Raw genomic sequence first — 24,486 nt, 5'->3', positions numbered from 1 at the left:
GCCGCCCCGCGGCCGGCACTACCGATGCTCATGCACCTACCGTGCGATCATCCCCCCATGAAGATCTATCTTGTCGGCGGCGCCGTGCGCGACCGCCTGCTGCAACGCCCTGCCGGCGACCGCGACTGGGTGGTGGTCGGTGCCACGCCCGCGCAGATGGAGGCGCAGGGCTACACCGCCGTCGGCCGCGATTTCCCGGTGTTCCTGCATCCGAAGACGGGTGAGGAATACGCGCTGGCGCGCACCGAGCGCAAATCCGGCCGTGGCTATCGCGGCTTCGTGGTCGATGCCGATCCGGCGGTGACGCTGGAAGAGGACCTGCAGCGCCGCGACTTCACCATCAACGCGATCGCCTGCGATGAGGAAACCGGCACGCTGGTCGATCCTTACGGTGGCGTTCGCGATCTTGAGCAGCGCGTGCTGCGCCACGTCGGCCCGGCGTTCGTGGAAGATCCACTGCGCGTGCTGCGCGCGGCGCGCTTCATGGCGCGCTTCGCGCCACTGGGCTTCACCGTCGCCGAAGAGACCATGGCGCTGATGCGCGAGGTCGCCGCCAGTGGCGAGCTGGACGCGCTGGTGCCGGAACGCGTCTGGCAGGAACTGCGCAAGGCGCTGGTCAGTGAACGGCCCTCCGCCTTCCTGCGCACGCTGCACGATGCGCAGGCACTGGGCCCGATCCTGCCCGAGCTCGAAGCGCTGTATGGCGTGCCGCAGCGTGCCGAATTCCACCCGGAAGTCGATACCGGCATCCACCAGGAAATGGTCAGCGACATGGCCGCGAAGCTGGCACCGGGTGATGACCTGGTCGGCTTCGCTGCCCTCACCCACGACCTCGGCAAGGGCCTGACCCCGCCGGAGGAATGGCCGCGCCACATCATGCACGAGCAGCGCGGCATCAAACCGCTGAAGGCATTGTGCGCGCGGTTGAAGATTCCCACCGAGCACCAGCAACTGGCCGAAGCGGTCTGCCGCGAGCACTTGAACGTGCACCGCATCGACGAACTGCGCGATGCCACTGTGCTGGAACTGCTGGGCCGATGCGATGCGCTGCGCAGGCCAGAGCGCGTGGCTCGTATCGCGCTGTGCTGCGAGGCCGACAAGCGCGGTCGGCTCGGTTTCGAGGATGCCGACTACCCACAGGGCGAAACGCTCAAGCGCCTGCACCAGGCGGCGCTGTCAGTGCAGGCGCGGGATCTGGATACCACGCATCTGAAGGGCCCGGCCATCGGCGAAGCACTGGCCAAGGCGCGGGTGAAAGCCATCGCCGCCGCCCGCTGAAGCCCTGGTAGTGCCGGCCGCTGGCCGGCACCCAGACAATCCCTGGATTCAGTGCGCCATGCCGCGGGTGATCGCCGCCGCACGCTGCTTCAGCTGGGCCACGGCATCGGGAATCATCTCCATGCCCACGTCCAGGCCCGGGTTCAGCACCAGGCCGACGCCGTCGCCGATACCGGCCAACAGCGCATGCACCGCAATCGGCATGGCATGGGCGAACTGCGGCAGCTGCTCGTGCCACAGGCCGGCGCGCTCGGGGGCGGTGAACACCGCGAACATCGGCTCGCCGCTCTCGCTGGTCAGCACCAGCGGCGAGATGCTCTCGTCCCAGGCGCCATCTTCGCCGATGGCCTTGTCCAGCAGCACGAACGCCGTCGAGGTCAGCAGGCCGTCGAGGAACTGCGCTGCGGTCAGCGTGCCGTCCTGGGCCTGCAGCAGGCGCACCTCGAGGTCGTTGAGGGGTTCGAACGGGGTGTCGTGGTCCATGGTCGGTTCCGGTACGTGATTGCAGGGCAGACTTTAACAGGCCCGCTCCTCAACCGAGGAATCCATGACGCCACAGCCAGCCCAGCGCCGCCAGACCGGCCACCACCACCAGCATCAGCGGCAGGCCGAAGCGGTGCCGCCACGGGATCGGCACCCCACCCAGCTGCTGGTCCATGGTCTCGGTATCCAGCACCCAGCCGTGCCCGCACCGGCAGCAGGCCAGCTCGTAGCGGCGATGGTAGGTGAGGCCGAACAGCAGGTCGATGCGCGCCATCCTGTAGCGCAGCTGGGGGGCGAACTCGGTTTCCGTCTGGCAGCGCAGGCAGTGGTGGGCTTCGGTCGGGCCGACCACCACCACCCGCTCCTGCTGGCCGATCAGGATCATGGATCAGCGGCCCTGGCAGGCGGGTTGGGCCAGCAGCCAGGCTTGGGCGGCGGCAAGGGTGGCCGCATCGCCTGTCGTCAATTCATCCGGAGTAATCCTGGCACCGGCGCCAGCGCCAGTGCGGTCTTTCATCACCGCGGTCGTCACCGCCAACACACTGCCATCCACCAAGGGCCGCGTATCGTTGCTTGTCGAGAAGCCCGCTGTCGACTGCCCGAAACTCCGCGTCTGGGGGCGCCCCCTGAATGACAGCATCGTCGCTTCGCCAGAGCTGGCGGTATTCGACCCAACCAGAACGGCGACGGGCGCGCCGGGCTGCTTGAGGGAATACCCCGGTCGACCGAATCCCAGCCTGGGACGACCATCAACCTGCACCATGGTCGGCGTCAGACTCCAGCGCCGCGACCCGTGGGCAGTAGCAAACCACCCGACCTCTTCCACGCCTGTCGACGACGTGCGCAGCAACGGCGCAACACCCAGCAGCATCGGCCACATGTTGCCCCCACGGTTGCTGCGCAGATCGACAATCCAGCCACAGCGATCGCCGCTGTCCTTGCCACGGATGACATCCTGCCATTGCAGCGCGCGCTGGATGTCCTGATTAAACTCGTCCTGCCGCGTAGCCCCCGGCGTGGCGGCATAGCCTTCGATGACCACCCAGCCAATGCGTGCATCGACGGCACCAGCCACTTTCGCCTTGGCAACGGCCTCAGCGCCGACCTGCTTCGAGCGCTCCGTGGCTTCACGCTTGCGTGCAAGCGTCATCCAGACACCATGCCCCCCGGTGCTCTCCACGATGATTTCACGCAGGGCGGTATGCAACGCACCCGGGTACGCCTGCAACGACGCCAGTCGCTTACGAGCGGCAGGCCAGTCCACTTTGTCGCGGTACAAGGCTTCATGCTCGAGCAGATCCAGGATCTGTACCTGCGCTTCCGGCGAAGGTACTTCGGTGGTGGACGCGATGGCGGCCGTTGCGTTGGCTGCCAGAAGGGTCAGTATCAGCGCGCCATTCCCAAGAACTCCCTTGCACATCTGCATGCGACGTTTCCTTGTCGTTGGGTCAGGTTCACAGCATAACCGTGGCGAATCATGCCGCGCCATTACGCGGATAGCCGTTGTAGAGCCGAGCCCATGCTCGGCTGCATGGGACACGATCAAAGCAGCCGAGCATGGCTCGGCTCTACAGGGTTATGGCGCCGGTGGAATCTGTGCCGACCAAGGTCGACACCTACCAGAGCGGGTCTCGTAGCGGCGATGGTAGGTGAGGCCGAACAGCAGATCGATGCGCGCCATCTTGTAGCGTAGCTGGGGCGCGAACTCGGTTTCCGTCTGGCAGCGTAGGCAGTGTTGGGGTTCGGTTGGGCCGACCACCACCACCCGCTCGTGCTGGCCGATCAGGATCATGGATCAGCTGCCCTGGCAGGCGGGCTGGGCCAGCAGCCAGGCTTGGGCGGCGGCAAGGGTGGCCGGTCCGCTGGGGGTAGCCTGATCCGGCTGCATCCTGCCACCGTCACCCTGGCCGTTACGATCGGTCATGACGTTGTGGGTCAACAGCAAGGTGGTACCGTCCACCAGCGTCGTCGGTCGATTGCCGGTAGAAAAGCCCGCGCTCGGCTGACCGAAACTACGACTCCCTGGTTGCCCTCGAAACGCGAGTGCCACTGCTTCGCCGGAGCTGGCAGTGCCTGCCCCCATCACCACCGCCACCGGTGCCGTGCCCGCACGCAGCCGATACGCGCCCTGTCGTGAACGCAGCATCGATGCGTTGCCTTGCACGACTTCACCTTCCGCCTGCCGCCACCACAGCAATCCATTGGCACTACGGAAAGCGCCGATCAACGCTCCCTGCGTATCCGGCGTTCCATGCAGCAATGGCAACAAACCAAACAACATCGGCCACATGTTGCCGCCGCCATTGCTGCTTACATCCACTACCCAGCCGCACCGCATTCCGTCATCCAGGCCAGCGATACGCTCCTGCAACGCCAGCGCGTAGACCTTGCGTGCTTCATAACGTTCCGATTCGCTGCGTTGCAGGTCTTCCACGAAGGGGCTCACCCGCAGCACGCCGACGCGGGGATTGGCGTGTCTGGGGGCAGCGAGGTCGGTCGCCTGAGCGGCATTCAAGCGCTGAGCACGTTCGGAGCGCTGACGCTGCTCGCTTGGTGAAAACCAACGGCCGTGGCCTCCGCTGCTGCGTGCGGCGGCCTCATCCAGAACACGGCGCTGTTGTGCGCGGTCATCACCTGCGGCGTTCAGGCGCGCGCGCACGTCGTTCCAATCGACGCGGCCACGGTACAAGGACTGTGTTTCCAACAATTGCAGCATCTGCTCACGCGCTTCGGGCGACGGCAGCTCCACTGTTTCCTCTGCAACAGCGGCCGCAGATGAAAGCAGCAGCGTGGCGAGCATGGCGGCACGAACATTCCTTAGGTCCAGCATCGACGACTCCTTGTCATGTATCGAAGCCATAGGATAGCCGTGGCGGGATCGATCTCGCCACGCACCGTTGTTCTATAGAGCCGAGCCCATGCTCGGCTCTGTGGGATTGGACCGAAGCAGCCGAGCATGGCTCGGCTCTACAGGGTCATGGCAGCGGAGAGAGTCGTGCCGACCAAGGTCGGCACCTACCAGAGCAAGGTCATGGCGCCGGTGGAATCCGTGCCGACCAAGGTCGGCACCTACCAGAGCAGGGTCATGGCGCCGGTGGAATCTGTGCCGACCAAGGTCGACACCCACCAGAGCGGGTCATGCCGCCGGGCATGGCCCGGCGCTACCAGTCCGCGCGCAGGCCGATGTTGCCTTCGATGATGCGGCGCTTCTCGTTGCGGTCGCCGCCCAGTTCGCGTGTGTAGTCGGCCACGGCATAGGCGCTGATGGTGCGGTTGAAGCGCCCGACCACACCGACGCCGGCCTCCAGTGCACGCGAGCGCTGCGAATTGATGATCGTGTCGTTGTCGAAGCCGACGCGGTCTTCGCCGGAACGGCCATGCCAGTAGTTGAACTTGAAGTACGGCTGCCAGCCGTTGTCGGCCAGCTGATAGTCGCCGGCAAGGCGCAGGCCGATGCGGCCGGTCCAGGCGTTGTCGTTGTCGAAGCGTACGCTCGACACCGCATCGCGGCGGTCGTCCAGCGAGGTGCGTTGCCAGATCACCTGCACCTGCGGTTCCAGCCACCACGCCGACTGCCCGAAGTGCAGCAGCGGTTTGCCCGCCTCCACCGACACGCTGGTGCCATCACCCTTGATCCCGAAGCCGAGCCCGCGCGAGGAACGTACGCGGCCGTCGTAGCGGCTCTGCATCGCCACGGCGTCGATGTAGCCGCCACTGCTGTCGGTGAAGGTCCAGTACAGGCCCACGTGCTTGTCGTCCAGGCGGTTCTGGCCTACCTGCACGTTCTCCCAGCCCAGTGCCAGGCCGGTGGTCTTGCCCTGCGCGCGGGTGCGGCCGACGAACACGCCGATCTGGTTGCGGTGGTTGTCAGAGGCAGCAGCCCACACATCCAGACCGGCCTGCAGGCCCATCACATCGCCATCGAAGCCCGGCTGCGCATCGCCCTTCCAGTGGATCTCGCTGCTCTGCCCCACCAGACGGCCCCAGGCGGTGCGGAACGCACCCTGGTTGTACAGCAGGCGCTGCTCGCCCTGCCGCTCGTGGAAGGTACCCAAGCTGGCCAGCGAGGTCTCGCGCAGCAGCGGCGGCACCAAGGCATAGGTGGCAGTCTCGACGCGGTACAGCGGCACCACCGCGCCTTCGGCGGGACGCGCACCCGGTGTCGGCGGCGCGCCAGTACCGGGCAATGCACCGCCGGCCACCGGCACGTCCGGCACCGCCGGATCGCTGGGCGGTGCCACCGGCGCCGGTTCCGGCGGCGGTGGTGGCGGCGCGGTCTCGCCTGCGGTCAGATCCGGATCGGTGGCACCTTCGGGCGGCGGTGGCGGTGCCGGGGTGATCGGTGGTGGGGGTGCGACGGGTGGCGCCGGCGGCGGCGGTACGCCATTGATACCGCTTCCGTTGGGCGCCGGTGCCGGGCCGGCCACCACGGTCGAGCGCAGGTACCAGTTCTCGCTGGTACCGGCACTGACACCGCCCTTGAACAGGAAGTACTCGTAGGCACCGGCCGCAACCGGTGCGAACAGCGAAAACGCGCCCGGCGCAGTGCGACCACCATTCAGGGCCTGCACCACCAGGATGCCATCGGCCAACGTGGCCGCTCCACTGCCTCCAGCGTTGATGACGCCGATGCCGGTCGTGCCGGTGGCGACACCGCCATCGATCACCAGGCGGTCGCTGGTGGAATTGTCCGCACCCAGCACGGTACGCAGGTACAGGCCGCCACCGTCACCGCGGTAGTTGCCACGCACGGTGAACACGTCGCCAGCGCCGGTACCGGTCAGGTCGATGCGCCCGGCATTGACCATCTCCACCAGTGTGCCACTGTTGAACGGACGGACGGCATGGCCGCCACTGCCCGCGTAGACAGTGCTGGTGTCATCCACCGTGAGCGTGCCGGTGCCGGTTCCGCTGTCACCCAGCACCAGATCCCCATCGAAGCTCAGCTCGGTGCTGTTGGCCAGGCTGATCGCCTCCCAGTTCTGGAAACGGCCTACGCCGGCGGTCTTGACGTTGCTGAGATTGAGCTGATCGATGCCACTGCCACCGTCGAACAGCGGCACTGCACCAAGGTTGCCCTGGTTGAGGTTGCTGAGGTTGGCCACGTCGTTGTCCGGCCCCATGTCGATCGCGCCGTAGACGATGCCGCCGCCGTTCCAGTTGAAGGTGTCGTTGCCGGTGCTGAGCAGTACCTGGCCGCGCACGGTGCCATCGGTGATGGTCACGCTGTCGGCACCACCACTGACACTGATGTTGCCGCCGATGTAGGCCGTACCCGAGATGATGATGGTGTCGGTGTCGAAGCCGGTGACCACGTTGCCCTCAACGATGCCGCCGGACTGATCCCACAGATTCTTGTCCAGCTTCATGTTGACGCGGCCGATGCGGCCAGCGGTCATCCAGGCCTGGTCGCCATCCTCGAACGCACCGACGATGCGGCCACCGCTCATGCGGAAGGTATCGATGTTGTCGCCCTGCTGCAGCGCGCCGATCGTGCCGCCACTCATGACGAAATCATCGCGGCCACTGCCCTGCACCACCACGCCGGTGACGGTGCCGCCGGTGACAGTCATCTGGTCATCGCCACCGCCCTGGTCGACGCTGTCGATCGTGCCGTCACTGAGCAGCAGCACATCGTTTCCATCGCCCTGCAGTACGCCTCCGGTGATGCTGCCGGCCTGCATCTCGAAGCGATCGTTGCCCGCATCGAACTGCACGCCTGTGCGGCCACTGATGGTTCCGCGGTTGATCAACACGCTGTTACCGCCACCGACGAACTGCAGGGCGATGGTGTTGCCGGTGCTGATGCTGCCAAGGTTCTCGACGCGGCTGCCGCCCCCAAGCTGCACGGCCGCACCGCCCAGCGAACTGATCGTTCCCTGGTTTGACAGCAGGTGACCACCGGCACCGACCAGCACGAGGGCCGATCCACCACCACTCTGCTGCAACTGGGCACCATTGCCGACGTTGACGGTGATTCCGGCCGCGCCACTGGCGGCAACGGGAACGGTCTGCGGATTCGGTGCGTTGGCATCACAGGTGACGGTCTGGCCGGCGGTCGGTGCCGGGTTGTTGCAGCCCGCCCAGGCGACGCTGGCGGTCGTCAGAAGCAGGGACGGAACGGCGAGGGCCTGCGACACGGAAACAGCAAGGCGGCGCGGGCGGAACGCACGCGGAACGGCACGGGACATGGGGCACTCCTGGACGGGAAATCAGGAACTGCGTATGTGCGGCACTGCGCTTGCAGTCTGCCGTGTGGTGAACCGTTTCGACAGGTGAACTTGCGTGCAGAGAATCACAGTTCAGATGTGAAATCGCCCGGTCCTCACGCCAATGTGATGTGGCTGAAATCGTTCATTTTTTCGGCACGTGGGAATCAAGCGCAAAGCATCCACGCATGGCGTGGATCTACTGACCCTGCATCGCCAATCGATTCACTCATGGCACGTGGTAGATCCACGCCATGCGTGGATGCCGTTGGCGGATGGGGTCAGATCTTCAGATAGATCTTCCGCCGGTCCAGCCACCACGCCACGCCCCACCACAGTGCGACGAACACCAGCGCCTGCAGCATCGACGCCAGTTCCAGCGCCTGCGGCATCGCCGTGGCCAGATGCTGCCAGATCCAGCCCCAGGCGCCGGTCGCCATCAACACCACCGACATCACCGATGCGCCCAGATAGGCGGTGATTGCATTGACCCCGAAGCGCCGGCCCAGCGCGGGCCAGCCCTTCTGGTCGATCAGCACGTGGCCCAGCCACAGCGCCAGCGCCGCAAGACCGCCCGTCCACAGCACGTAACTGGGCGTCCACAGCTGTTTGTTCAGCGGCAACACGATGGCCAGCAACAGGCCGAGCACAGCGGTCGCCACGCCCAGCCCGGCCAATGCCGCCGAACGCCCATTGCGCAGCAGGCCACCGGCAAGCAGGCCGAGCACCGTGCTGGCCAACGCGCCCAGCGTGCTCAGCAGCCCTTCCGGGTCATGTCCGAGCCCGGTATCGGCATGCCACTGGTAGATCCACGGTGCGAACAGCGTGGTATCCAGACGACTGGCCGGATTGGTCCACGGCGCCAGATCGCCGACGCCCAGCAGCAGTACGGTATACCCCACCAGCAGACTGACCAGTACGGCCGCCTGTGCGCGCGGACGCGCATACACCGCGAGCACGCCCACCAGCGCCGCGCATACCGCGATCCGCTGCAGCACGCCCCAGATGCGGAAGTGATGGGTATCCAGCGCCCACCAGATCAGCAGGTGCAGCAACGCACCGGCCACCAGGATGCGCAGTGCGCGCTCCAGCACGCCGCGTGCCAATGCCGGTCGCGCCGACGCGTCCAGCGCGCGTGGCGCCACGCTGAAGGCCATCGACACGCCCACCAGGAACAGGAAGAACGGGAACACCAGATCGGTAGGCGTGCAGCCATGCCATTCCGAATGACGCAGCGGCGCGAACACCGCGCTCCAGTCACCCGGGTTGTTGACCAGCAGCATTGCCGCCACGGTGATGCCGCGCAGGGCATCGATCGAGCCCAGGCGGCGCGGCGGCATACTTCCCTTCAAGGGATCGGCCATCAGGCGGCCTCGTATTGTCCGGCAATCCAGGTGCCACGCACCTGCAGGGCATCGTCCAGCAGCACCAGGTCGGCCTGGTAGCCCTCGGCGATGTGGCCCAGACGATCGTCAACGTTGAGGAACTGCGCCGGATAGGTCGAGGCCATGCGCGCGGCTTCGGCCAGTGGCTGGCCGAGCAGCTGCACGGTGTTGCGCACCGCGGTGGCCATGTCCAGCGCCGAGCCCGCCAGCGAACCGGCGGCATTGCGCACCACGCCGTCGATGGCGGTGATGGTTTCGCCGTACAGCACGTAACTGGGATCGTCGGCGCCAACCGGCGGCATCGCATCGGTGACCAACAGCAGGCGGCCGCGCGGCTTGGCCGCCAGCGCCACGCGCAGGCTGGCCGGATGCACATGCACACCATCAACGATGATGCCGATCCAGCTGTCGCGGTCTTCCAGCGCAGCGCCGACCGCGCCGGGCTCACGCCCCTGCAGCGGCGACATCGCGTTGTACAGGTGGGTGAAGCCACGCACGCCTGCATCCAGACCGGCGCGGATCTCTTCGTAGGTGCCTGCGGTATGCCCAGCGGCAACGACCACGCCGCGCTCGACCAGCGCGCGAATGGTCTCCAGCGGCACGCGTTCCGGTGCCAGCGTCAGCAGGGTCACGCCGTTGTCCAGCGATGCGGCCAGCGCGATCTCTGCTTCGTCTGGCACACGGAACTTGCTGGCATCGTGCGTACCCTTGCGGGCCGGCGCGATGTACGGACCTTCCAGATGGATGCCGATCACGCCTGGCACACCCTGCGCGATCGCCTCGCGCATCGCATCGATGGCTTCACGCATCACGCCCACGTCGTCGCTGATCAGCGTCGGCAGCATCGCGGTGGTACCGAAGCGGCGGTGCGCCTGCGCGATGGTGCGCAGTGCCGCCACGTCCGGCGTGTTGTTGAACAGCGCGCCGCCGCCACCATTGACCTGCACATCGATGAAACCGGGCAGCAGCCAGCCACCGCTCAGATCAACCTGCTCGGCGGCCTGGCCCAGCTGCGGCGCTGCATCGGGCAGCAGCGCGCTGATGCGGCCGTGCTCGATCACCACCGCCAGATCATCGCGGAACTCGTCGCCTGCCAGGATGCGGGCATTGCGCAGGACCGTGGCCATCACACCGTCTCCGTGACCTTGTTCAGGTGCGGCGGCAGATCCGGGTTGAAGCCACGACGCAGCGCCAGCGCGTTGATCGCGCGGTAGAAGCTCTGCACGGTCAGCAGCGGTGCGCACAGCGGATGCGGCGCGGCCGCTACCGGCAGGTTGCCACCGGCACCGGCCATCCACACCTGTGCACCGCGCGCGGTGAATTCCTCGACGACGGCACGGGTGCCGGCGCCGGTTTCATCCGGCTGGGCAAAGGCCAGCACCGGGAAACCGCGGTCGACCAGCGCCATCGGGCCATGCTTCACTTCAGCCGAGCTGTAGGCTTCGGCATGCAGGCTGCAGGTTTCCTTGAACTTCAGTGCAGCTTCCTGCGCCGCGCCCAGGCCCAGGCCACGGCCGAGCACGAACAGGTTGGTCGCCTCGACCAGGCCCTCGGTCACCGGCGTCCAGTCGCACTGCCAGGCCTCGCGCATCGCGTCCGGCAGCAGGTCCAGCGCCGCACGCAGGCTTGCGTCCTGCTTCCAGTAGGCAGCCAGCTGCAGCAGCGCAGCCAGCGACGCCAGGTAGCTCTTGGTCGCCGCCACACTCTTCTCGGCACCGGCGTGCAGCGGAATGACCGTATCGGCCAGCTGCGCCAACGGCGAATCCTCGACGTTGACCAGCGCGATCACGCGCGCGCCGGCGGCCTTGGCTGCCTCGGCGTTGCGCAGCAGGTCCGGGCTCTTGCCCGACTGCGAGATGACGATGAACAGCGCGCCACGCAGCTGCAGCGGCGCAGCGTAGACCGAACCCACCGACGGCGAAGCCGATGCGACCACCAGGCCCAGCTGGGTTTCCAGCAGGTACTTGCCATAGGTGGCGGCATGGTCGGAGCTGCCGCGTGCACAGGTGACCACGAACGGCGGCGGCGCCGCACGCAGGCTGGCGGCCAGGGTTTCCATGGTGGCGTGGTTGCGCGAGAACTGGCGCGCGACCACGTCGGCCGCTTCAGCGGCCTCGGCGAACATCAGGGTGGAAGTCGGATCTGACAGCGACATGGCGGGCTCAGGCAGGATCGGAAGGAAGGGGGCGCGCGCCGGCCGGGCGCATCGGCGCGGTCGAGCCGCGCACCACCAGTTGTGGCACGAAGCCCTGGTTGTGCAGCGGTGCCGGCGCATCGTCGTAGGCGTCGCTGCGCAGCTGTGCGATCAGCAAGCGCGCGGCATGGCGGGCAATGTCCTCGGTGGCCTGCTTGGCGGTGGTCAGCGGCGGCCACGACTGGCGCGAGAACGGGCTGTCCTCGAAACCGGCAATGGACAGGTCGTAGGGCACGTTCATGCCGGCCGACTTGGCAGCGGCCAGCACGCCGGCAGCGATTTCGTCGTTGGAACCGAAGATGGCGGTGGGCGGCTCGCGCAGCGCCAGCAGGCGGCGCGCGCCGCGGAAACCATCGTCGAAGGTGTAGTCGCCCTGCACCACCAGATGCTTGTCCACGGTCATGCCGTAGTCCTTCAGCGCGGCTTCGTAACCGGCATAGCGTTCGCCCGAGGAGCGGTGCGAGATGCCGCCCCAGAGGAAGCCGATGCGCTGGTGACCCAGCTGGATCAGGTGCTCGGTGATCTCGTAGGCGGCCTCGCGGTCGTCGACGAACACGCAGGCGCCGTCGGCCGGGTCTTCGGTGGCGGCAATGATGCGCACCAGCTTGATGCCGCGCGCGGTCAGCGCCTGGATCAGGTCGCGGCGCTCGGACATCGGTGCGGTCAGCACCAACCCGGCCAGGCGCGAACGCTGCACCCAGTCGGCCAGCTCATCGGCCAGCAGCGGCGAGCTGGAATCGCAGGGATGGATCTGCAGGCCGAAACCGGTCTCGCGGCACGCGGCCAGCACGCCGTTCTGCACGCCGATGATGTGGTACGGGTTCGGGTTGTCGTAGACCAGCCCGATCACGAAGGTGGTGCCGCTGCGCAGGTTGCGCGCGGATGGATCGGGTTCGTAATCGAGTTCAGCGATGGCACGCAGCACCCGCGCACGGGTGGCCTGCATCACCGAAGGCTCGTTGTTGATCACCCGCGAGACCGTCTTCAGCGAGACCTTGGCCTTTTCCGCAACGTCCTTGATGGTCGCTCTGCGCATGGGTTTTCCCTGGGGTTGGCTGCCGTCCATCATCGCCGATCAGGCCTTGTCCTGCGGCAGGCCGGCGCGGTGGCCGACCACCGAGTAGAACAGGATGTACAGGTAGCACGGCACCATCAGCAACACGAACACCAGCTGGAAGTCGATGTGCTGCTTGAGCACGGCGAACAGCTGCGGAATGATCGCGCCACCGGCAATGCCCATCACCAGCAGGGCCGAGCCGGTCTCGGTAAAGCGGCCCAGGCCGCGGATCGCCAGGGGGAAGATCGCCGGCCACATCATGGCGTTGGCGAAGCCCAGCAGGGCCACGAAGGCCACCGATACATAGCCGTGGGTGGCCCAGGCGCCCAGGCAGAACACCACGCCCAGCACCGCCGAAATGGTCAGGTAGCGCGACTGCGACACGACCTTGGGGATCAGCAGCAGGCCGACCACGTAGCCCACCAGCATCGCGCCAAGGGTAAGCGAGGTGAACAACTTGGTCTGGTCCAGCGGCAGGTCGAAGCCATGCCCGTAAGTACCAATCGCATCACCGGCCATCACCTCCACGCCCACGTAGACGAACAGGCACAGCACGCCCAGCCACAGGTGCGGGAACTGGAAGATGCTGCGGCGTTCGGCGGCACCGGCCGCCACCGGCGTAGCGTTGGCTTCGGACGACTTGATTTCCGGCAGCGGCGAGAACAGCACGGCCACCGCCAGTACCACCAGCAGCGCAGCCATCGCCAGGTACGGGGTGTGGATCTTGGCGGCAAACTCGTTCAGCAGCGCGGCCTTTGTGACCGCATCTGCGGCCTGCACCTGTGCATCGAGGTCACCGATGCCGTGCAGCACCAGCGTGCCGATCAGCACCGGCGCCAGCATGCCGGCGATCTTGTTGCAGATACCCATCAGCGCGATGCGGCGTGCCGCCGTCTCGATCGGGCCAAGGATGGAGATGTAGGGGTTGATCGCGGTCTGCAGCAGGGCCAGGCCGCTGCCGATCACGAACAGGCCGCCAAGCGCGCCCGGGTACCAGCGCTGGGTGGCGAACTCACCGAACAACGCAGCACCACCGGCCATCACCAGCAGGCTCAGGCTGAGGCCCTTCTTCATGCCGGTGCGGCGCAGGATCCAGGACGCCGGCAGGGCCAGGAAGAAGTAGGACAGGTAGAACACCATCAGCACCAGGAAGGCGCCGACCTCGCTGAGTTCAAAGGCGAGCTTGACGAAGGTGATCAGCGGGCCGTTGAGCCAGGTGAAGAAGCCGATCAGGAAGAACAACACGCCAACGATGGCGATGGAGGTGGCCACGTTCGGGCGCGCGCTTGCAGCGGGGACGGCGGACATCAGGAGGGCTCCTGCGGCGACGGCCGCAGAACACGGCGTCGGAGAGTGGCTGGGAACAACGTTGTCACATTCTTTCGATGGACAGCCGCGGTTTGTCAACTTCCACGCGCAACCCTGTGAACCTCGTGCTGCACTGCGCAACCCGATCGCAACGCATCGTGCTGAATGCGCCTAAGGCCTTGACCCATGTGCGGCAACGGTTCCCACGTGAAACCCGCACTCACGCCATGTAAACGTTTACTGCATGTCGCATTCGTTGCGATGCAGCAACGAAAGTGTCACGAACTCGTTGACATCGTTGTCAGCGGGGTTACAGACTCCGCCCCAATCGCCGCCCCCGATCCCGGGGCCGGCCCCACCTGCAGCAGGAGCCCGCGTGACCGCCAGCCACCCCGCCCCGGCCCATGTCCTGTCCCGAGTCGCGCCGACGTTCCTGGCCGCCGACGTCGGTGGCACCCATGTGCGCGTGGCCCGGGTCCAGGCCAGCGGTGATGCCGCCCATCCGGTGCAGGTGCTGGAGTACCGCAAATACCGCAACGCCGACCATGCCGGCCTCAGCGCGATCCTGTCCGACTTCCTCGGCGAAGGCCCGCGGCCCACGCATTGCGTGGTCGCCAGTGCCGGCTACGCCCGCGAGGACGGCACGGTGATCACCGCCAACCTGCCGTGGCCGCTGTCGGCGCGCCAGGTGGAAGCCGACGTCGGCCTGCAGCGGGTCTACATCGTCAACGACTTCGAAGCCGTGGCCTACGCCGCCGCGCAGGTTGACGCCAGTGGCGTGCTGCACCTGTGCGGACCGGAAACCGCCGCCCGCGGCCCGACCCTGGTGGTCGGCCCCGGCACCGGCCTCGGCGCCGCGCTGTGGATCCCTACCGCGCACGGCCCGGTCGTGCTCCCGACCGAAGCCGGGCAACCGACCCTGGCCGCCAGCACCGAACTGGAAATGGCCATCGTCCGCCACATGCAGCGCGACCGCGCGCACGTGTCGATCGAACACGCGATCTCCGGCCCGGGCCTGATGAACCTGTACCGCGCGGTGTGCGTACTGCAGGGCCAGGCGCCGACCCTGGCCAGCCCCGACGCGGTCACCGCTGCGGCCATGGCCGACAGCGATGCACATGCGCGCCAGGCGCTGGATGTGTTCTGCGGCCTGCTCGGCAGCACCATCGGCGACATGGCGCTGTTCTACGGCGCCCATGGTGGCGTCTACCTGGCCGGCGGCATCCTGCCGCAGATCCGCGAATACCTGCACGCCAGCACCTTCGTCGAACGCTACCTGCAGAAGGGGCCGATGGGCGAAGCGCTGGCACGCATCCCGGTGAAGGTCGTCGAGCACGGCCAGCTGGGCGTGGTCGGCGCTGCCAGCTGGTACCTGCAGCAGCAGTCGGCCGCCTGACACCGCAACAGGCTTCAACGCAATCGCAGCACGCAGTACGTGGCACGCCAACGCACGGGACTTCGCCGCCGCCCCGCGCATGTCATCGCAACCGTAATCGAACACCGCCGCCGGCATCCAATCGAGTGATGAGGAGAGACATCATGAACACCCGCAAGACCCTGCTTTCGGCCGCCATCGTCAGCTGCATCGCCTTCAGTGCACATGCGCAGCAGGCCGCCCAGACCGCCACCGACCTGGATACCGTGCAGGTCACCGGCATCCGTGGGTCGATGGAAAAATCGCTGGACACCAAGCGCGAAGCCAATGCGCGCGTGGAAGTGGTCACCGCCGAAGACGTGGGCAAGCTGCCCGCGCACAACGTCGCCGACACCCTGCAGCGCCTGCCGGGCGTGAACATCAGCTCGTCCAGCGCCGACGAAGGCGGCTTCGACGAAGCCGACCGCGTCAGCCTGCGTGGTACCAGCCCGAGCCTGACCCAGACTCTGATCAACGGCCACACCGTCGGCACCGCCGACTGGTTCGTGCTCAGCCAGGGCAACAACGTCGGCCGCAGCGTGAGCTACTCGTTGCTGCCGTCGGAACTGGTGCGCTCGGTGGAAGTGAACAAGTCCTCGCAGGCCAAGCTGCAGGACGGCGGCACCACCGGTACCGTCAACATCCTCACCCGCAAGCCGCTGGAATTCTCCAAGCAGCTCACTGCGGAAGGCTCCGTCGGCATGGTGCGTTCGGACCAGGCCAAGTCCAACGACCCGCAGCTGTCGGCACTGTTCAACTACAAGAACGACGAAGGCAACTTCGGCGTGATGGTGCAGGCCTTCAGCCAGAAGCGCGAGCTGCGCCGCGAAGCGCAGGAAATCCCGGGCGGTTTCTTCCAGATCGATCCGAATGGCACCGTGGCCAAGTCCAACCCGGACCTGGCCGGCGTCTATGCCCCGGGCCTGCTCGGCTCGACCCTGTTCGAACAGACCCGCGAGCGCAAGGGCGGCCTGGTGTCGCTGCAGTTCAAGCCGATGGACAACCTGACCCTGGGCCTGGAAGGCTTCAGCTCGGAACTGAAGGCGAACAACTACAACCGCAACTTCATGCTGTGGGGTGGCCGCATCCTCAATGACCGCACCGTTGAAGATGCCAATGGCAACAAGATCCTGATTCCGGGCCAGGCCCCGAATCCGGGTTACGTCATCAAGGATGGCGTGCTGTCCAACGCCACCTTCGCCGGCCAGGCCGACCGCGACTACGCGGTGTACGACATGATCTACCGCGAGTCGAAGGCCAAGACCAACTACATCACCTTCGATGCCGACTGGCAGATCAGCGACAACCTGGGCATGAAATTCCAGGCTGGCAGCACCAAGGGCACCGGCGAAACGCCGCGCCAGTACATCGCCGAAGTCAACCTGGCCCGTGGTGGCGGCGCCACCTGGGCAACCCACGGCAACGGCTCGCCGATCGACTGGAACGTCGGGGGCAACATCGGCCCGAGCGGCGTGACCGACTTCGGCACCTGGGGCAACCAGCAGGTCACCGCGATCGACAAGGAAAAGTGGGCCACGCTCGATTTCAACCAGTACTTCGCCGACGCTGGCGTACTGAACTCGATTGATTTCGGCGCCCGCTTCGGCGACCACAAGCGCGAGGCCAAGTCGCCGGAAGGCGCAACCCCGGGCGCGATCTGGAATGCGCTGAAGAACGGCGCCACCGCCAACTTCCCCGGTGGCTTCGCCAACGGCATCGGTGGCAGCTTCCCGCGTGACCTGTGGTACTTCACCCCGGGCGCACTGAAGGAAGCAGTGACCAACAACTCCACCTGGCTGTCCGGCAATGACGGCCCGACCGGCCGCCACAACTACGGCGCCGAGTGGACGGTGTCCGAGAAGAACTTCGCTGCCTACGTACAGGGCAACTTCAGCGGCGACCGCTGGAGCGGCAACGTCGGCCTGCGCTACGTCAACATCAAGCAGGATATCGATACCTACGCCGCCGCCACCGGTTCGACCGTGCCGGACGTGAGCAGCCTGTTCGGCGCGTGGACCCGCGAAGCATTCGAGAACAAGCACAACCGTGTGCTGCCGAGCGCCAACTTCAAGTACGACCTGCGTGACGACCTGGTACTGCGCGTGGCCGCCTCGCAGACCCAGACCCTGCCGGACTTCTCGGCACTGGGTGCCTCGTCGTACGGTTCGGACCTGAACCGGACCGGCGGTGGCGGCAATCCGAAGTTGAAGCCGGTGGTGTCGACCAACTTCGACGCCAACCTGGAGTGGTACTTCATGCCGCGCGGCATGTTGTCGATCGGTGCCTACTCGATGCGCCTGAAGGACTACGTGGCCTTCAGCACCGAGAAGGAAATGCTGTTCAGCGAGCTGACCAACCGTCTCGAGGAGTACAACATCTCCCGCCCGCGCAATGCCGACGGCAAGGTGCGCGGTATCGAAGTGGCCTATGAGCAGCCGATCGGCGAGTACTTCGGTGTCAATGCCAACTACACCTACGCCGATGGCAGCACCGACCACACCTGGGCCGATGGCAGCGACAACCTGCTGGGTACTTCGAAGAACACCTACAACGTCGGTGCATACTTCGAGAACGATACCTTCGGTGCACGCGTCAGCTACACCCGCCGTTCGTCGTTCCTGATCGGCCTGTCCGGCGCCAACCCGTACTACCAAGATGACTTCGGCACCCTGTCGGCGTCGCTGAGCTACAAGGCCACCGACTGGCTGAGCATCAGCTTCGATGCGCTCAACCTCAACAACCCGACCTACAAGTACTACCAGACCGCGGCCATCCCGACCTCGTTCTACAGCAACGGTCGCCAGTACTACCTCAACTTCCGCTTCAAGTACTGATCCAGCGGCAGCAACATCGCCGAGTCGTGCACGCACGCCGGGCCTGGGTCATTCCGGGCCCGGCGTTTTTCATGTATAGCGTTCATCGCACCGTTCCAAGGAGTCGTACCGATGGTCAAGCCTTCCCGCGCCCGGATGCGCAGCGCAGTGCTGCTGGGCAGCCTGCTCGCCCTGTTGCCGGCACTGCCGGCACTTGCCGCCGACCCCACCCCCGCCACTGAAGCACCCGGCCCCCTGCTGCGCGCCGACAGCCTGATGCTGATTCCCGCCCCGGCCACCGTGCAGCGCGGCCAGGGCAGCGGCATCACCGTCCGCGCCGACACCGTGCTGCAGGCCGAAGGCGAAGCCGCGCAGCGCGTCGCCGCCCAGTTTGCCGACCTGCTGGCCCGCAGTGGTGGCCCGCGCCTGGTCCTGGCCAACGCTGCAGCCAAGACCGGCAGCATCCGCTTCCAGATCGTGCCCACCTTCCGCGACAGCGGCGAAAGCTACACGCTGGAAAGCACCGCGCAGGGCGTGCTGATCCAGGCCGGCAACGAAACCGGCCTGTTCTACGGCGCGACCACCCTCGCCCAGCTCGCCACCGGCGGCAGCAACGGGGTGCTGCCAGCGGTGCAGATCCAGGATGCGCCACGCTTCAGCTGGCGCGGTTTCATGCTCGACTCCGCACGGCATTTCCAGAGCCTGGACGAGATCAAGCGCGTGCTCGACGCAATGGCTGCGCACAAGCTCAACACCTTCCACTGGCACCTCACCGATGACCAGGGCTGGCGCATGGAGATCAAGCGCTACCCGAAGCTGACCGAAGTGGGCAGCTGCCGCCTGCCGGCCGGCGATGGCGGCATCGATCCGATCAGCGGCCAGGAGCATCCGTACTGCGGCTTCTACACGCAGGACCAGATCCGCGAAGTAATCGCCTATGCCACCAAGCTGCATATCCAGGTGATTCCGGAAATCGATGTGCCGGGGCACGCGACCGCAGCGATCGCCGCGTATCCGGAACTGGGTTCGATCAATACCCCGCTGAAGCCGATCAGCGAATGGGGCGTGTTCCCGAACCTGTTCAACGTGGAAGACAGCACCGTCACCTTCCTCGAGAACGTGCTGGAGGAAGTGATCGAACTGTTCCCGGCCAGGTACGTGCACGTGGGTGGCGACGAGGCGGTGAAGGACCAGTGGGAAGCCTCCAGGCAGGTGCAGCAGCGCATGCGTGCACTGGGCATCAAGGATGAGATGGCCATGCAGAGCCACATCATCAAGCGCCTGGAGACGTTCCTGGAGGAACACGACCGGCGCCTGATCGGCTGGGATGAGATCCTCGAAGGGGGTCTGCCGCCGCAGGCCACGGTGATGTCGTGGCAGGGCACCGAAGGTGGCCTCGCTGCGGCCAGTGCCGGGCATGACGTGATCATGTCGCCGGTCGGCTACCTGTACCTGGATTACCTGCAGACTGCCTCGCCGAACGAACCGCCGGGTCGCCCGACCCAGGTCAACCTCGGCAAGCTGTACAACTTCGAGCCGGTGCCGGCCGAACTGGCCGCAGACAAGCGCGGGCACATTCTCGGCCTGCAGGCCAACATGTTCACCGAGCACACGCGCAGCTATGCGCGCCTGCAGCACAACTTGTTCCCGCGCCTGGCCGCTGTGGCCGAGACCGGTTGGAGCACGCCGGAACATCGCGACTTCCGCGATTTCCTCGCACGCCTGCCGGCACAGCTGCAGCGCTACCGTGCCTGGGGCCTGGCCTATGCGCAGACCCCGTTCGAAGTAGGCGTGGACTATACCGATGATCGCGCGAAGAACACGGTGACCGTGTCGCTGGCCAATCCGCTGGGCTATGAGGTGCGCTACAGCACCGACGGACAGCGGGTGACCGCGCAGTCGCCGCTGTACCAGCAGCCGCTGACCGGAAAGCTGCCAACCACCGTGCAGGCCGCCGCGTTCTACCAGGGCCAGATGCTGGCGGCGAAACCGACCATCGCCGCCTTCACCGCACAGTCGCTGCTCAGCCGCCGTAGCGATGAGCTGCTCAGCTGCGTGGGCAAGAAGGGCCTGGTGCTGCGCCTGGAAGACGATGGCCCCCGCGAAGGCAACCGTGCGGTGTTCAACGTGGACATCTTCCAGCCGTGCTGGCGCTGGCCGCAGGCGCAGCTGGACGGTATCGGCAGCGTGGAAGTCCGTGCCGGCCGCATCCCATACTATTTCCAGCTGGCCCACGACGAACCCAAGCGCCGCTTCGAGAAGGCCAAGCGCGCGCACGGCGAGATGCAGGTGCGTCGCGGCGACTGCAGCGGCAAAGTGCTGGCTGAGGTACCGCTGCCGGCCAAGCCCGGTGCCGATGGCTTCGTGACCCTGCGTGCGGCACTGCCGAAGGGGACGCAGGGCAGCGGTGACCTGTGCATCAACTTCACCGGCGACACGCGCCCGGCGATGTGGGTGCTGGATGAGGTCACGCTGGGGAAGTAATGACAGGTCTGTCATGGTGGGTGCCGACCTTGGTCGGCACCCCGGGCAGCTCATCCACGCATGGCGTGGATCTACTGATTCCATCCACGCATGGCGTGGATCTACCGGTAGGTGCCAACCTTGGTTGGCACGCCTTTACCCGCGCCAGCGCAGCAGCAGGTCGCGCAGCGGGGTCAGTGCGGTGGCCATGCCGGCGAGCACACCGACCGTGTTGGCGATGGCATCCATCGGGTCGGCCATGCGGTTGCTGGTCAGCGCACCCTGGGCAAATTCGATGCCGATGCCCATCAACACCAGGCCCACGCCCACCCACAGCAGCGGGCGGCCCCGACGGAACAGCTGCACCGCGCTGCCGGCCAGGATGAAATAGGCGAGGAAGTGTTCGCCCTTGTCGCTGTTTTCCGGCAACGGAATCGGCGGTGGTGGGATCAGGCAGACCACGATCACCAGCAGTACTGCCACCGCCCACAGCGCGGCCCAGAGCCGGGGCCGCCGCAGCGGCTTGATCACCGGCAACGCATGGCTCACAGGCGCCAGCTCAGGTCACCCAGCTCGAAGGCCGGCTCGAAATCGACGCCACGCTGCAGGCCGATGGCCTGGAAGCGCTCGCCCATTTCCGTCGGCAGGGTCAGCTTCTTCACCTGGTCGCGCAGCTGGATGCGGCCGACCTCATCGGTGCGTTCCTCGGCCAGCAGCAGCACCTGGTCCAGGCCGTTGCCAAGCAGGAAACTGGCCTGGCTGCAGTAACCGGCCAGCTCGAAACCGCCGTGCATGCCGGCCTCGGCCATCGCGGTGAAATCCACCGACGCCGTGATGTCCTGCAGGCCCGGCCAGCGATGCACGTCGTTGTGCACGTGGTGGCGGTAGAACGCACGCACGGTGCCATCGTCGCGGTCGTGCTGGTAGAACTCGCCGCGGTTGTAACCGTAGTCGACGAACAGCATCGCGCCACGCTGCAGGCCACCGGCGACCGCCTGCAGCCAGTACGGCAGCTGCGGCAGCACTTCGGAGCGGTAGCCCTCGGCGAAGGGCTTTTCCAGGTAGCGCTCGATGTGGCGTACCGCGCCATTGAGCAGGATGTCGGCCGGCTGCGCGCCGCGGATGAAGTTGCCTTCGGCATCCAGCTCGACGGTTTCCTCGTAGACCTCGCCATCCCGGATCAGGAAGCGCGGCGTCGGCAATGCGTCGATCACCTCGTTGGCAAACACCACGCCCTCCCAGTCCTCCTCGAACGGCCGGTCGACCCAGTCCACGCGCGCCGCCAGCTCGGCCGGTAGGTTCTGCTGCAGGCGCTGCTGCTGGCGCTCGCGCAGGTCGGCGCTGGGTTCAAGGACCGCGTAGCGCGCCGGCAGTGCGTCCAGCTCGGCCAGGCGCATCAGCACCGCCTCGGCGAAGGCGCCGGTACCACCGCCGAGCTCCAGCATGCGCGCCTGCGTACCCAGCTGGGCGAACACCGGCGCCAGCGCATTGGCCACGCTGCCGGCAAACAGGCTGCCGAGCTCGGGCGCGGTGGTGAAGTCACCGCTGCCACCGAACTTGCTGGCGCCGGCGCTGTAATAGCCCCAGCCGGGGGTGTACAGGCACAGTTCCATGAAGCGCGAGAACGGCATCGCCCCGCCCTGCGCAAGGATTTCGGCGCGCAGGGCGGCGGCCAGCTGGTCGCTATGGGCCAGGGCATCGGCTTCGGGCAAGGGGAAGGTGGGCTGCATGGCGTCTTCGAATGCGGTGACAATGGTGCACAGGATAGCCGAGCCTTGGAGGACCCTCGATGAGCGACACCCACCCCGTGGTCCTGATCACCGGCAGCGCGCGCCGGATCGGTGCGGCCATCGCCCGCCAGTTCCACGCCTGTGGCTGGTCGGTGGTGCTGCATGCCAACACCTCCAGCGCGGAGCTGCAGCAGGCCGCGTTCGATTTCGACAACGTGCGCCCGGGCAGCGTGCTGGCCCTGCAGGCCGACCTGCGTGACGCCGACGCCCTGGCCGACCTGGTGGAACAGGCCGTCACCCACTTCGGGCGACTGGACGCGCTGGTCAACAACGCCTCCAACTTCTTCCCCACCCCGCTCGGCCAGGTCACCGCCGAGGCAATGGACGAGCTGTATGCGGTCAACGCGCGCGCGCCACTGCTGCTGTCACAGGCGGCGGCGCCCTACCTGCGCCGCCAGCAGGGCTGCATCGTCAACCTGACCGACCTGCACGGCACCGACCCGATGCGCGACCACATCGCCTACACCATGGCCAAGGCCGCGCTGGAGATGGCCACCCGCTCGCTGGCGCTGGAGCTGGCGCCGAAAGTGCGGGTCAATGCGGTAGCGCCGGGGGCGATCCTATGGCCGGAACAGGGCAAGGACGATTTCGCCCGCGAAGCGCTGCTGGCACGCACGCCGCTGGCACGGATCGGCACGGTCGAGGAGATCGCCGAGGCGGTCTACTGGCTGGTGGCCGAAGCCAGCTTCGTCACCGGCCACACCCTGCGCGTGGATGGTGGGCGAACGGTCAGTTGAGGTAGTCCCGGCCGCTGGCCGGCAACCTCCGTCATCCGAGGTCCACGACCTCGAACGCCTCGCCAAACTGTCTGTGCGCACGCCACAGCGTGGCCAGGTCCAACCCGCTGACCGGGTCGATGAAGCCCGGCGCGATGTCGGCCAGCGGCTTCAGCACGAAGGCATGCTTCAGCTCCGGGCGCGGAATGCGCAGGTGGCCGGGACCTTCCACCACCAGATCCCCGTAGAACACTACGTCGATGTCCAGGGTCCGATCGGAGAAGCGCGGCCCGCTGCGGTCGCGCCCGTGCGCGTCTTCCAGCGCATGCAGCCACTCGTCCAGTTCCTGCAGCGGCAGGTCGGTTTCGATCGCCACCGCATTGTTGAGGAAGGCCGGGCCATCGAAGCCGACCGCGGCGGTACGGTAGGCGGGCGACACCTGCAGCGCGCCGAAGCGCTCGCGCAGGGCCGCCACCGCGGCGTGGAGGTAGCGACGGGGCTGGACGTTGCTGCCCAGGCTCAGGAGCACGGTGGTCATGCGGTTCAGGTGACGGCACTTGGGGGGGCGTGGACATGCCGTCGTCACGGCGGCCTGCCTACAATCCGGGACGCACATGATAGGGCACCGACATGACCTATTGCGTTGGAATCGAGGTGGACGAGGGCCTGGTCTTCGCCGCCGACACCCGGACCAATGCCTCGCTGGACGATGTGCGCGTGCACCGCAAGCTGCACGTGTTCGAGTACCCCGGCCAGGCAGCCTACGTGCTGATGGCGGCTGGCAACCTGGCCACCACCCAGCTGCTGGTGTCGCGCCTGGGGCGCGATGCCGGCGAACGGCGCACGCCCAACCTGCGCGACATGGCCCATCTGTTCGAAGCCGCCGAGTACGTCGGCCAGCTGCTGGTGGACAGCCAGGTGCACAGCAGCCACAGCGAACACGGCCATGACGGGGTCAACACCCAGGCCACGCTGATCTTCGGCGGCCAGATCGCCGGCGAGCGTCCCGGGCTGTACATGATCTACCCGCTCGGCAACGCCATCGCTGCTTCGCCGGAAACGCCCTACCTGCAGATCGGTGAGTCCAAGTACGGCAAACCTATCCTCGACCGCATCCTCAGTCCGGCCACACACCTCGAGGATGCCGCGCGTACGGCGATCGTCTCGCTGGACTCCACCATACGTTCCAACCTGTCGGTGGGCCTGCCGATCGATCTGGCGCTGCTGCGCGACGGCGAGCTGCGCATCGGCCAGCAGCTGCGGCTGGGCGCGGATTCGGCGTTGTATGCCGATATTCACCAGAACTGGTCGCGGCGGCTGGAACAGGCGGTGGACGCGCTGCCGCGGTTCCCCTGGGAAACTCTGGACCGGTAGTG

The 24,486-nt window shown here is 66.7% G+C and carries 20 protein-coding genes; 6 read left to right on the top strand and 14 right to left on the bottom strand.

Annotation, left to right across the window (positions count from 1 at the left end; translation table 11 throughout):
- Positions 1 to 57: 57 nt before the first annotated feature.
- Positions 58 to 1,278 (top strand): multifunctional CCA addition/repair protein, encoded by a 1,221-nt coding sequence (locus tag V3B25_RS21490; RefSeq protein WP_075676247.1) that lies wholly within the window; start codon positions 58 to 60, stop codon positions 1,276 to 1,278.
- A gap of 48 nt (positions 1,279 to 1,326) precedes the next feature.
- On the opposite strand, the gene V3B25_RS21485 is transcribed toward V3B25_RS21490, so the two are convergent.
- The 11 genes from V3B25_RS21485 to V3B25_RS21435 all read right to left on the bottom strand — a co-directional run bounded on the left by V3B25_RS21485 (position 1,327) and on the right by V3B25_RS21435 (position 13,914).
- A complete protein-coding gene (locus tag V3B25_RS21485; RefSeq protein ID WP_005419309.1) occupies positions 1,327 to 1,761 on the bottom strand; it encodes an SseB family protein in 435 nt (144 codons plus the stop codon).
- A 49-nt stretch (positions 1,762 to 1,810) separates the two neighbouring features.
- Positions 1,811 to 2,146, bottom strand: coding sequence for a hypothetical protein (locus tag V3B25_RS21480; RefSeq protein ID WP_049421363.1), 336 nt, complete (start codon positions 2,144 to 2,146; stop codon positions 1,811 to 1,813).
- Between the two features lie 3 nt (positions 2,147 to 2,149).
- Entirely contained in the window at positions 2,150 to 3,187 is a 1,038-nt protein-coding gene (locus V3B25_RS21475; RefSeq protein ID WP_201117330.1) for a S41 family peptidase, read from the bottom strand.
- 150 nt (positions 3,188 to 3,337) lie between these two features.
- Positions 3,338 to 3,553 (bottom strand): hypothetical protein, encoded by a 216-nt coding sequence (locus V3B25_RS21470; RefSeq protein WP_201119410.1) that lies wholly within the window; start codon positions 3,551 to 3,553, stop codon positions 3,338 to 3,340.
- A gap of 3 nt (positions 3,554 to 3,556) precedes the next feature.
- The gene (locus tag V3B25_RS21465; RefSeq protein WP_329811519.1) at positions 3,557 to 4,591 is read right to left on the bottom strand and encodes a S41 family peptidase; all 1,035 of its coding nucleotides are present in this window, start codon (positions 4,589 to 4,591) and stop codon (positions 3,557 to 3,559) included.
- Between the two features lie 331 nt (positions 4,592 to 4,922).
- Positions 4,923 to 7,952 (bottom strand): autotransporter outer membrane beta-barrel domain-containing protein, encoded by a 3,030-nt coding sequence (locus tag V3B25_RS21460; protein WP_329811518.1) that lies wholly within the window; start codon positions 7,950 to 7,952, stop codon positions 4,923 to 4,925.
- Positions 7,953 to 8,251: 299 nt separating this feature from the next.
- On the bottom strand, positions 8,252 to 9,334 hold the full coding sequence (locus V3B25_RS21455) for a heparan-alpha-glucosaminide N-acetyltransferase domain-containing protein (protein WP_236494381.1): 1,083 nt from the start codon (positions 9,332 to 9,334) through the stop codon (positions 8,252 to 8,254).
- A complete protein-coding gene (gene nagA, locus V3B25_RS21450; RefSeq protein WP_032128952.1) occupies positions 9,334 to 10,482 on the bottom strand; it encodes an N-acetylglucosamine-6-phosphate deacetylase in 1,149 nt (382 codons plus the stop codon). The genes V3B25_RS21455 and nagA overlap by 1 nt, the downstream gene beginning before the upstream one ends.
- Entirely contained in the window at positions 10,482 to 11,510 is a 1,029-nt protein-coding gene (locus V3B25_RS21445; protein WP_049400482.1) for an SIS domain-containing protein, read from the bottom strand. The genes nagA and V3B25_RS21445 overlap by 1 nt, the downstream gene beginning before the upstream one ends.
- A gap of 7 nt (positions 11,511 to 11,517) precedes the next feature.
- Complete coding sequence (locus V3B25_RS21440) at positions 11,518 to 12,585, bottom strand: LacI family DNA-binding transcriptional regulator (RefSeq protein ID WP_006391719.1); 1,068 nt, start codon at positions 12,583 to 12,585, stop codon at positions 11,518 to 11,520.
- Positions 12,586 to 12,624: 39 nt separating this feature from the next.
- On the bottom strand, positions 12,625 to 13,914 hold the full coding sequence (locus tag V3B25_RS21435) for a sugar MFS transporter (protein ID WP_049421368.1): 1,290 nt from the start codon (positions 13,912 to 13,914) through the stop codon (positions 12,625 to 12,627).
- Positions 13,915 to 14,290: 376 nt separating this feature from the next.
- Here V3B25_RS21435 and V3B25_RS21430 point away from each other — a divergent pair, with 376 nt between their 5' ends.
- The 3 genes from V3B25_RS21430 to V3B25_RS21420 all read left to right on the top strand — a co-directional run bounded on the left by V3B25_RS21430 (position 14,291) and on the right by V3B25_RS21420 (position 20,625).
- The gene (locus V3B25_RS21430) at positions 14,291 to 15,310 is read left to right on the top strand and encodes a glucokinase family protein (RefSeq protein WP_071229511.1); all 1,020 of its coding nucleotides are present in this window, start codon (positions 14,291 to 14,293) and stop codon (positions 15,308 to 15,310) included.
- A gap of 143 nt (positions 15,311 to 15,453) precedes the next feature.
- Entirely contained in the window at positions 15,454 to 18,162 is a 2,709-nt protein-coding gene (locus V3B25_RS21425) for a TonB-dependent receptor (protein ID WP_049421369.1), read from the top strand.
- 111 nt (positions 18,163 to 18,273) lie between these two features.
- On the top strand, positions 18,274 to 20,625 hold the full coding sequence (locus tag V3B25_RS21420) for a family 20 glycosylhydrolase (protein ID WP_329811517.1): 2,352 nt from the start codon (positions 18,274 to 18,276) through the stop codon (positions 20,623 to 20,625).
- Positions 20,626 to 20,760: 135 nt separating this feature from the next.
- Here the strand turns inward: V3B25_RS21420 and V3B25_RS21415 are convergent, their stop codons facing one another.
- Together V3B25_RS21415 and V3B25_RS21410 are read right to left on the bottom strand one after the other, a co-directional pair.
- On the bottom strand, positions 20,761 to 21,153 hold the full coding sequence (locus V3B25_RS21415; protein WP_201117343.1) for a VanZ family protein: 393 nt from the start codon (positions 21,151 to 21,153) through the stop codon (positions 20,761 to 20,763).
- On the bottom strand, positions 21,150 to 22,334 hold the full coding sequence (locus V3B25_RS21410; RefSeq protein WP_201117345.1) for an SAM-dependent methyltransferase: 1,185 nt from the start codon (positions 22,332 to 22,334) through the stop codon (positions 21,150 to 21,152). The genes V3B25_RS21415 and V3B25_RS21410 overlap by 4 nt, the downstream gene beginning before the upstream one ends.
- A gap of 59 nt (positions 22,335 to 22,393) precedes the next feature.
- Here V3B25_RS21410 and V3B25_RS21405 point away from each other — a divergent pair, with 59 nt between their 5' ends.
- Entirely contained in the window at positions 22,394 to 23,131 is a 738-nt protein-coding gene (locus V3B25_RS21405) for a pteridine reductase (RefSeq protein ID WP_024957037.1), read from the top strand.
- A gap of 31 nt (positions 23,132 to 23,162) precedes the next feature.
- On the opposite strand, the gene folK is transcribed toward V3B25_RS21405, so the two are convergent.
- Positions 23,163 to 23,648, bottom strand: coding sequence for a 2-amino-4-hydroxy-6-hydroxymethyldihydropteridine diphosphokinase (gene folK, locus V3B25_RS21400; RefSeq protein WP_049421374.1), 486 nt, complete (start codon positions 23,646 to 23,648; stop codon positions 23,163 to 23,165).
- A 92-nt stretch (positions 23,649 to 23,740) separates the two neighbouring features.
- Between folK and V3B25_RS21395 the strand changes: the two genes are divergently transcribed.
- Positions 23,741 to 24,484: a 20S proteasome subunits A/B gene (locus V3B25_RS21395; protein ID WP_049421375.1), complete on the top strand. Its 744-nt coding sequence runs from the start codon at positions 23,741 to 23,743 to the stop codon at positions 24,482 to 24,484.
- Positions 24,485 to 24,486 lie beyond the last annotated feature (2 nt).

The organism is Stenotrophomonas sp. SMYL8, from assembly GCF_036320065.1.
In the GTDB taxonomy this organism is placed as follows: Bacteria; Pseudomonadota; Gammaproteobacteria; order Xanthomonadales; family Xanthomonadaceae; genus Stenotrophomonas; species Stenotrophomonas maltophilia_A.
Note: the sequence above shows the minus strand (reverse complement) of the source record. Positions and strands in the feature narration are given on the sequence as shown.

Coding starts and splice junctions, on each gene's coding strand:
- V3B25_RS21490 (WP_075676247.1), top strand. CDS start 58: ATGAAGATCTATCTTGTCGGCGGCGCCGTGCGCGACCGCCTGCTGCAA.
- V3B25_RS21485 (WP_005419309.1), bottom strand. CDS start 1,761: ATGGACCACGACACCCCGTTCGAACCCCTCAACGACCTCGAGGTGCGC.
- V3B25_RS21480 (WP_049421363.1), bottom strand. CDS start 2,146: ATGATCCTGATCGGCCAGCAGGAGCGGGTGGTGGTGGTCGGCCCGACC.
- V3B25_RS21475 (WP_201117330.1), bottom strand. CDS start 3,187: ATGCAGATGTGCAAGGGAGTTCTTGGGAATGGCGCGCTGATACTGACC.
- V3B25_RS21470 (WP_201119410.1), bottom strand. CDS start 3,553: ATGATCCTGATCGGCCAGCACGAGCGGGTGGTGGTGGTCGGCCCAACC.
- V3B25_RS21465 (WP_329811519.1), bottom strand. CDS start 4,591: ATGCTGGACCTAAGGAATGTTCGTGCCGCCATGCTCGCCACGCTGCTG.
- V3B25_RS21460 (WP_329811518.1), bottom strand. CDS start 7,952: ATGTCCCGTGCCGTTCCGCGTGCGTTCCGCCCGCGCCGCCTTGCTGTT.
- V3B25_RS21455 (WP_236494381.1), bottom strand. CDS start 9,334: ATGGCCGATCCCTTGAAGGGAAGTATGCCGCCGCGCCGCCTGGGCTCG.
- nagA (WP_032128952.1), bottom strand. CDS start 10,482: ATGGCCACGGTCCTGCGCAATGCCCGCATCCTGGCAGGCGACGAGTTC.
- V3B25_RS21445 (WP_049400482.1), bottom strand. CDS start 11,510: ATGTCGCTGTCAGATCCGACTTCCACCCTGATGTTCGCCGAGGCCGCT.
- V3B25_RS21440 (WP_006391719.1), bottom strand. CDS start 12,585: ATGCGCAGAGCGACCATCAAGGACGTTGCGGAAAAGGCCAAGGTCTCG.
- V3B25_RS21435 (WP_049421368.1), bottom strand. CDS start 13,914: ATGTCCGCCGTCCCCGCTGCAAGCGCGCGCCCGAACGTGGCCACCTCC.
- V3B25_RS21425 (WP_049421369.1), top strand. CDS start 15,454: ATGAACACCCGCAAGACCCTGCTTTCGGCCGCCATCGTCAGCTGCATC.
- V3B25_RS21420 (WP_329811517.1), top strand. CDS start 18,274: ATGGTCAAGCCTTCCCGCGCCCGGATGCGCAGCGCAGTGCTGCTGGGC.
- V3B25_RS21410 (WP_201117345.1), bottom strand. CDS start 22,334: ATGCAGCCCACCTTCCCCTTGCCCGAAGCCGATGCCCTGGCCCATAGC.
- V3B25_RS21405 (WP_024957037.1), top strand. CDS start 22,394: ATGAGCGACACCCACCCCGTGGTCCTGATCACCGGCAGCGCGCGCCGG.
- folK (WP_049421374.1), bottom strand. CDS start 23,648: ATGACCACCGTGCTCCTGAGCCTGGGCAGCAACGTCCAGCCCCGTCGC.
- V3B25_RS21395 (WP_049421375.1), top strand. CDS start 23,741: ATGACCTATTGCGTTGGAATCGAGGTGGACGAGGGCCTGGTCTTCGCC.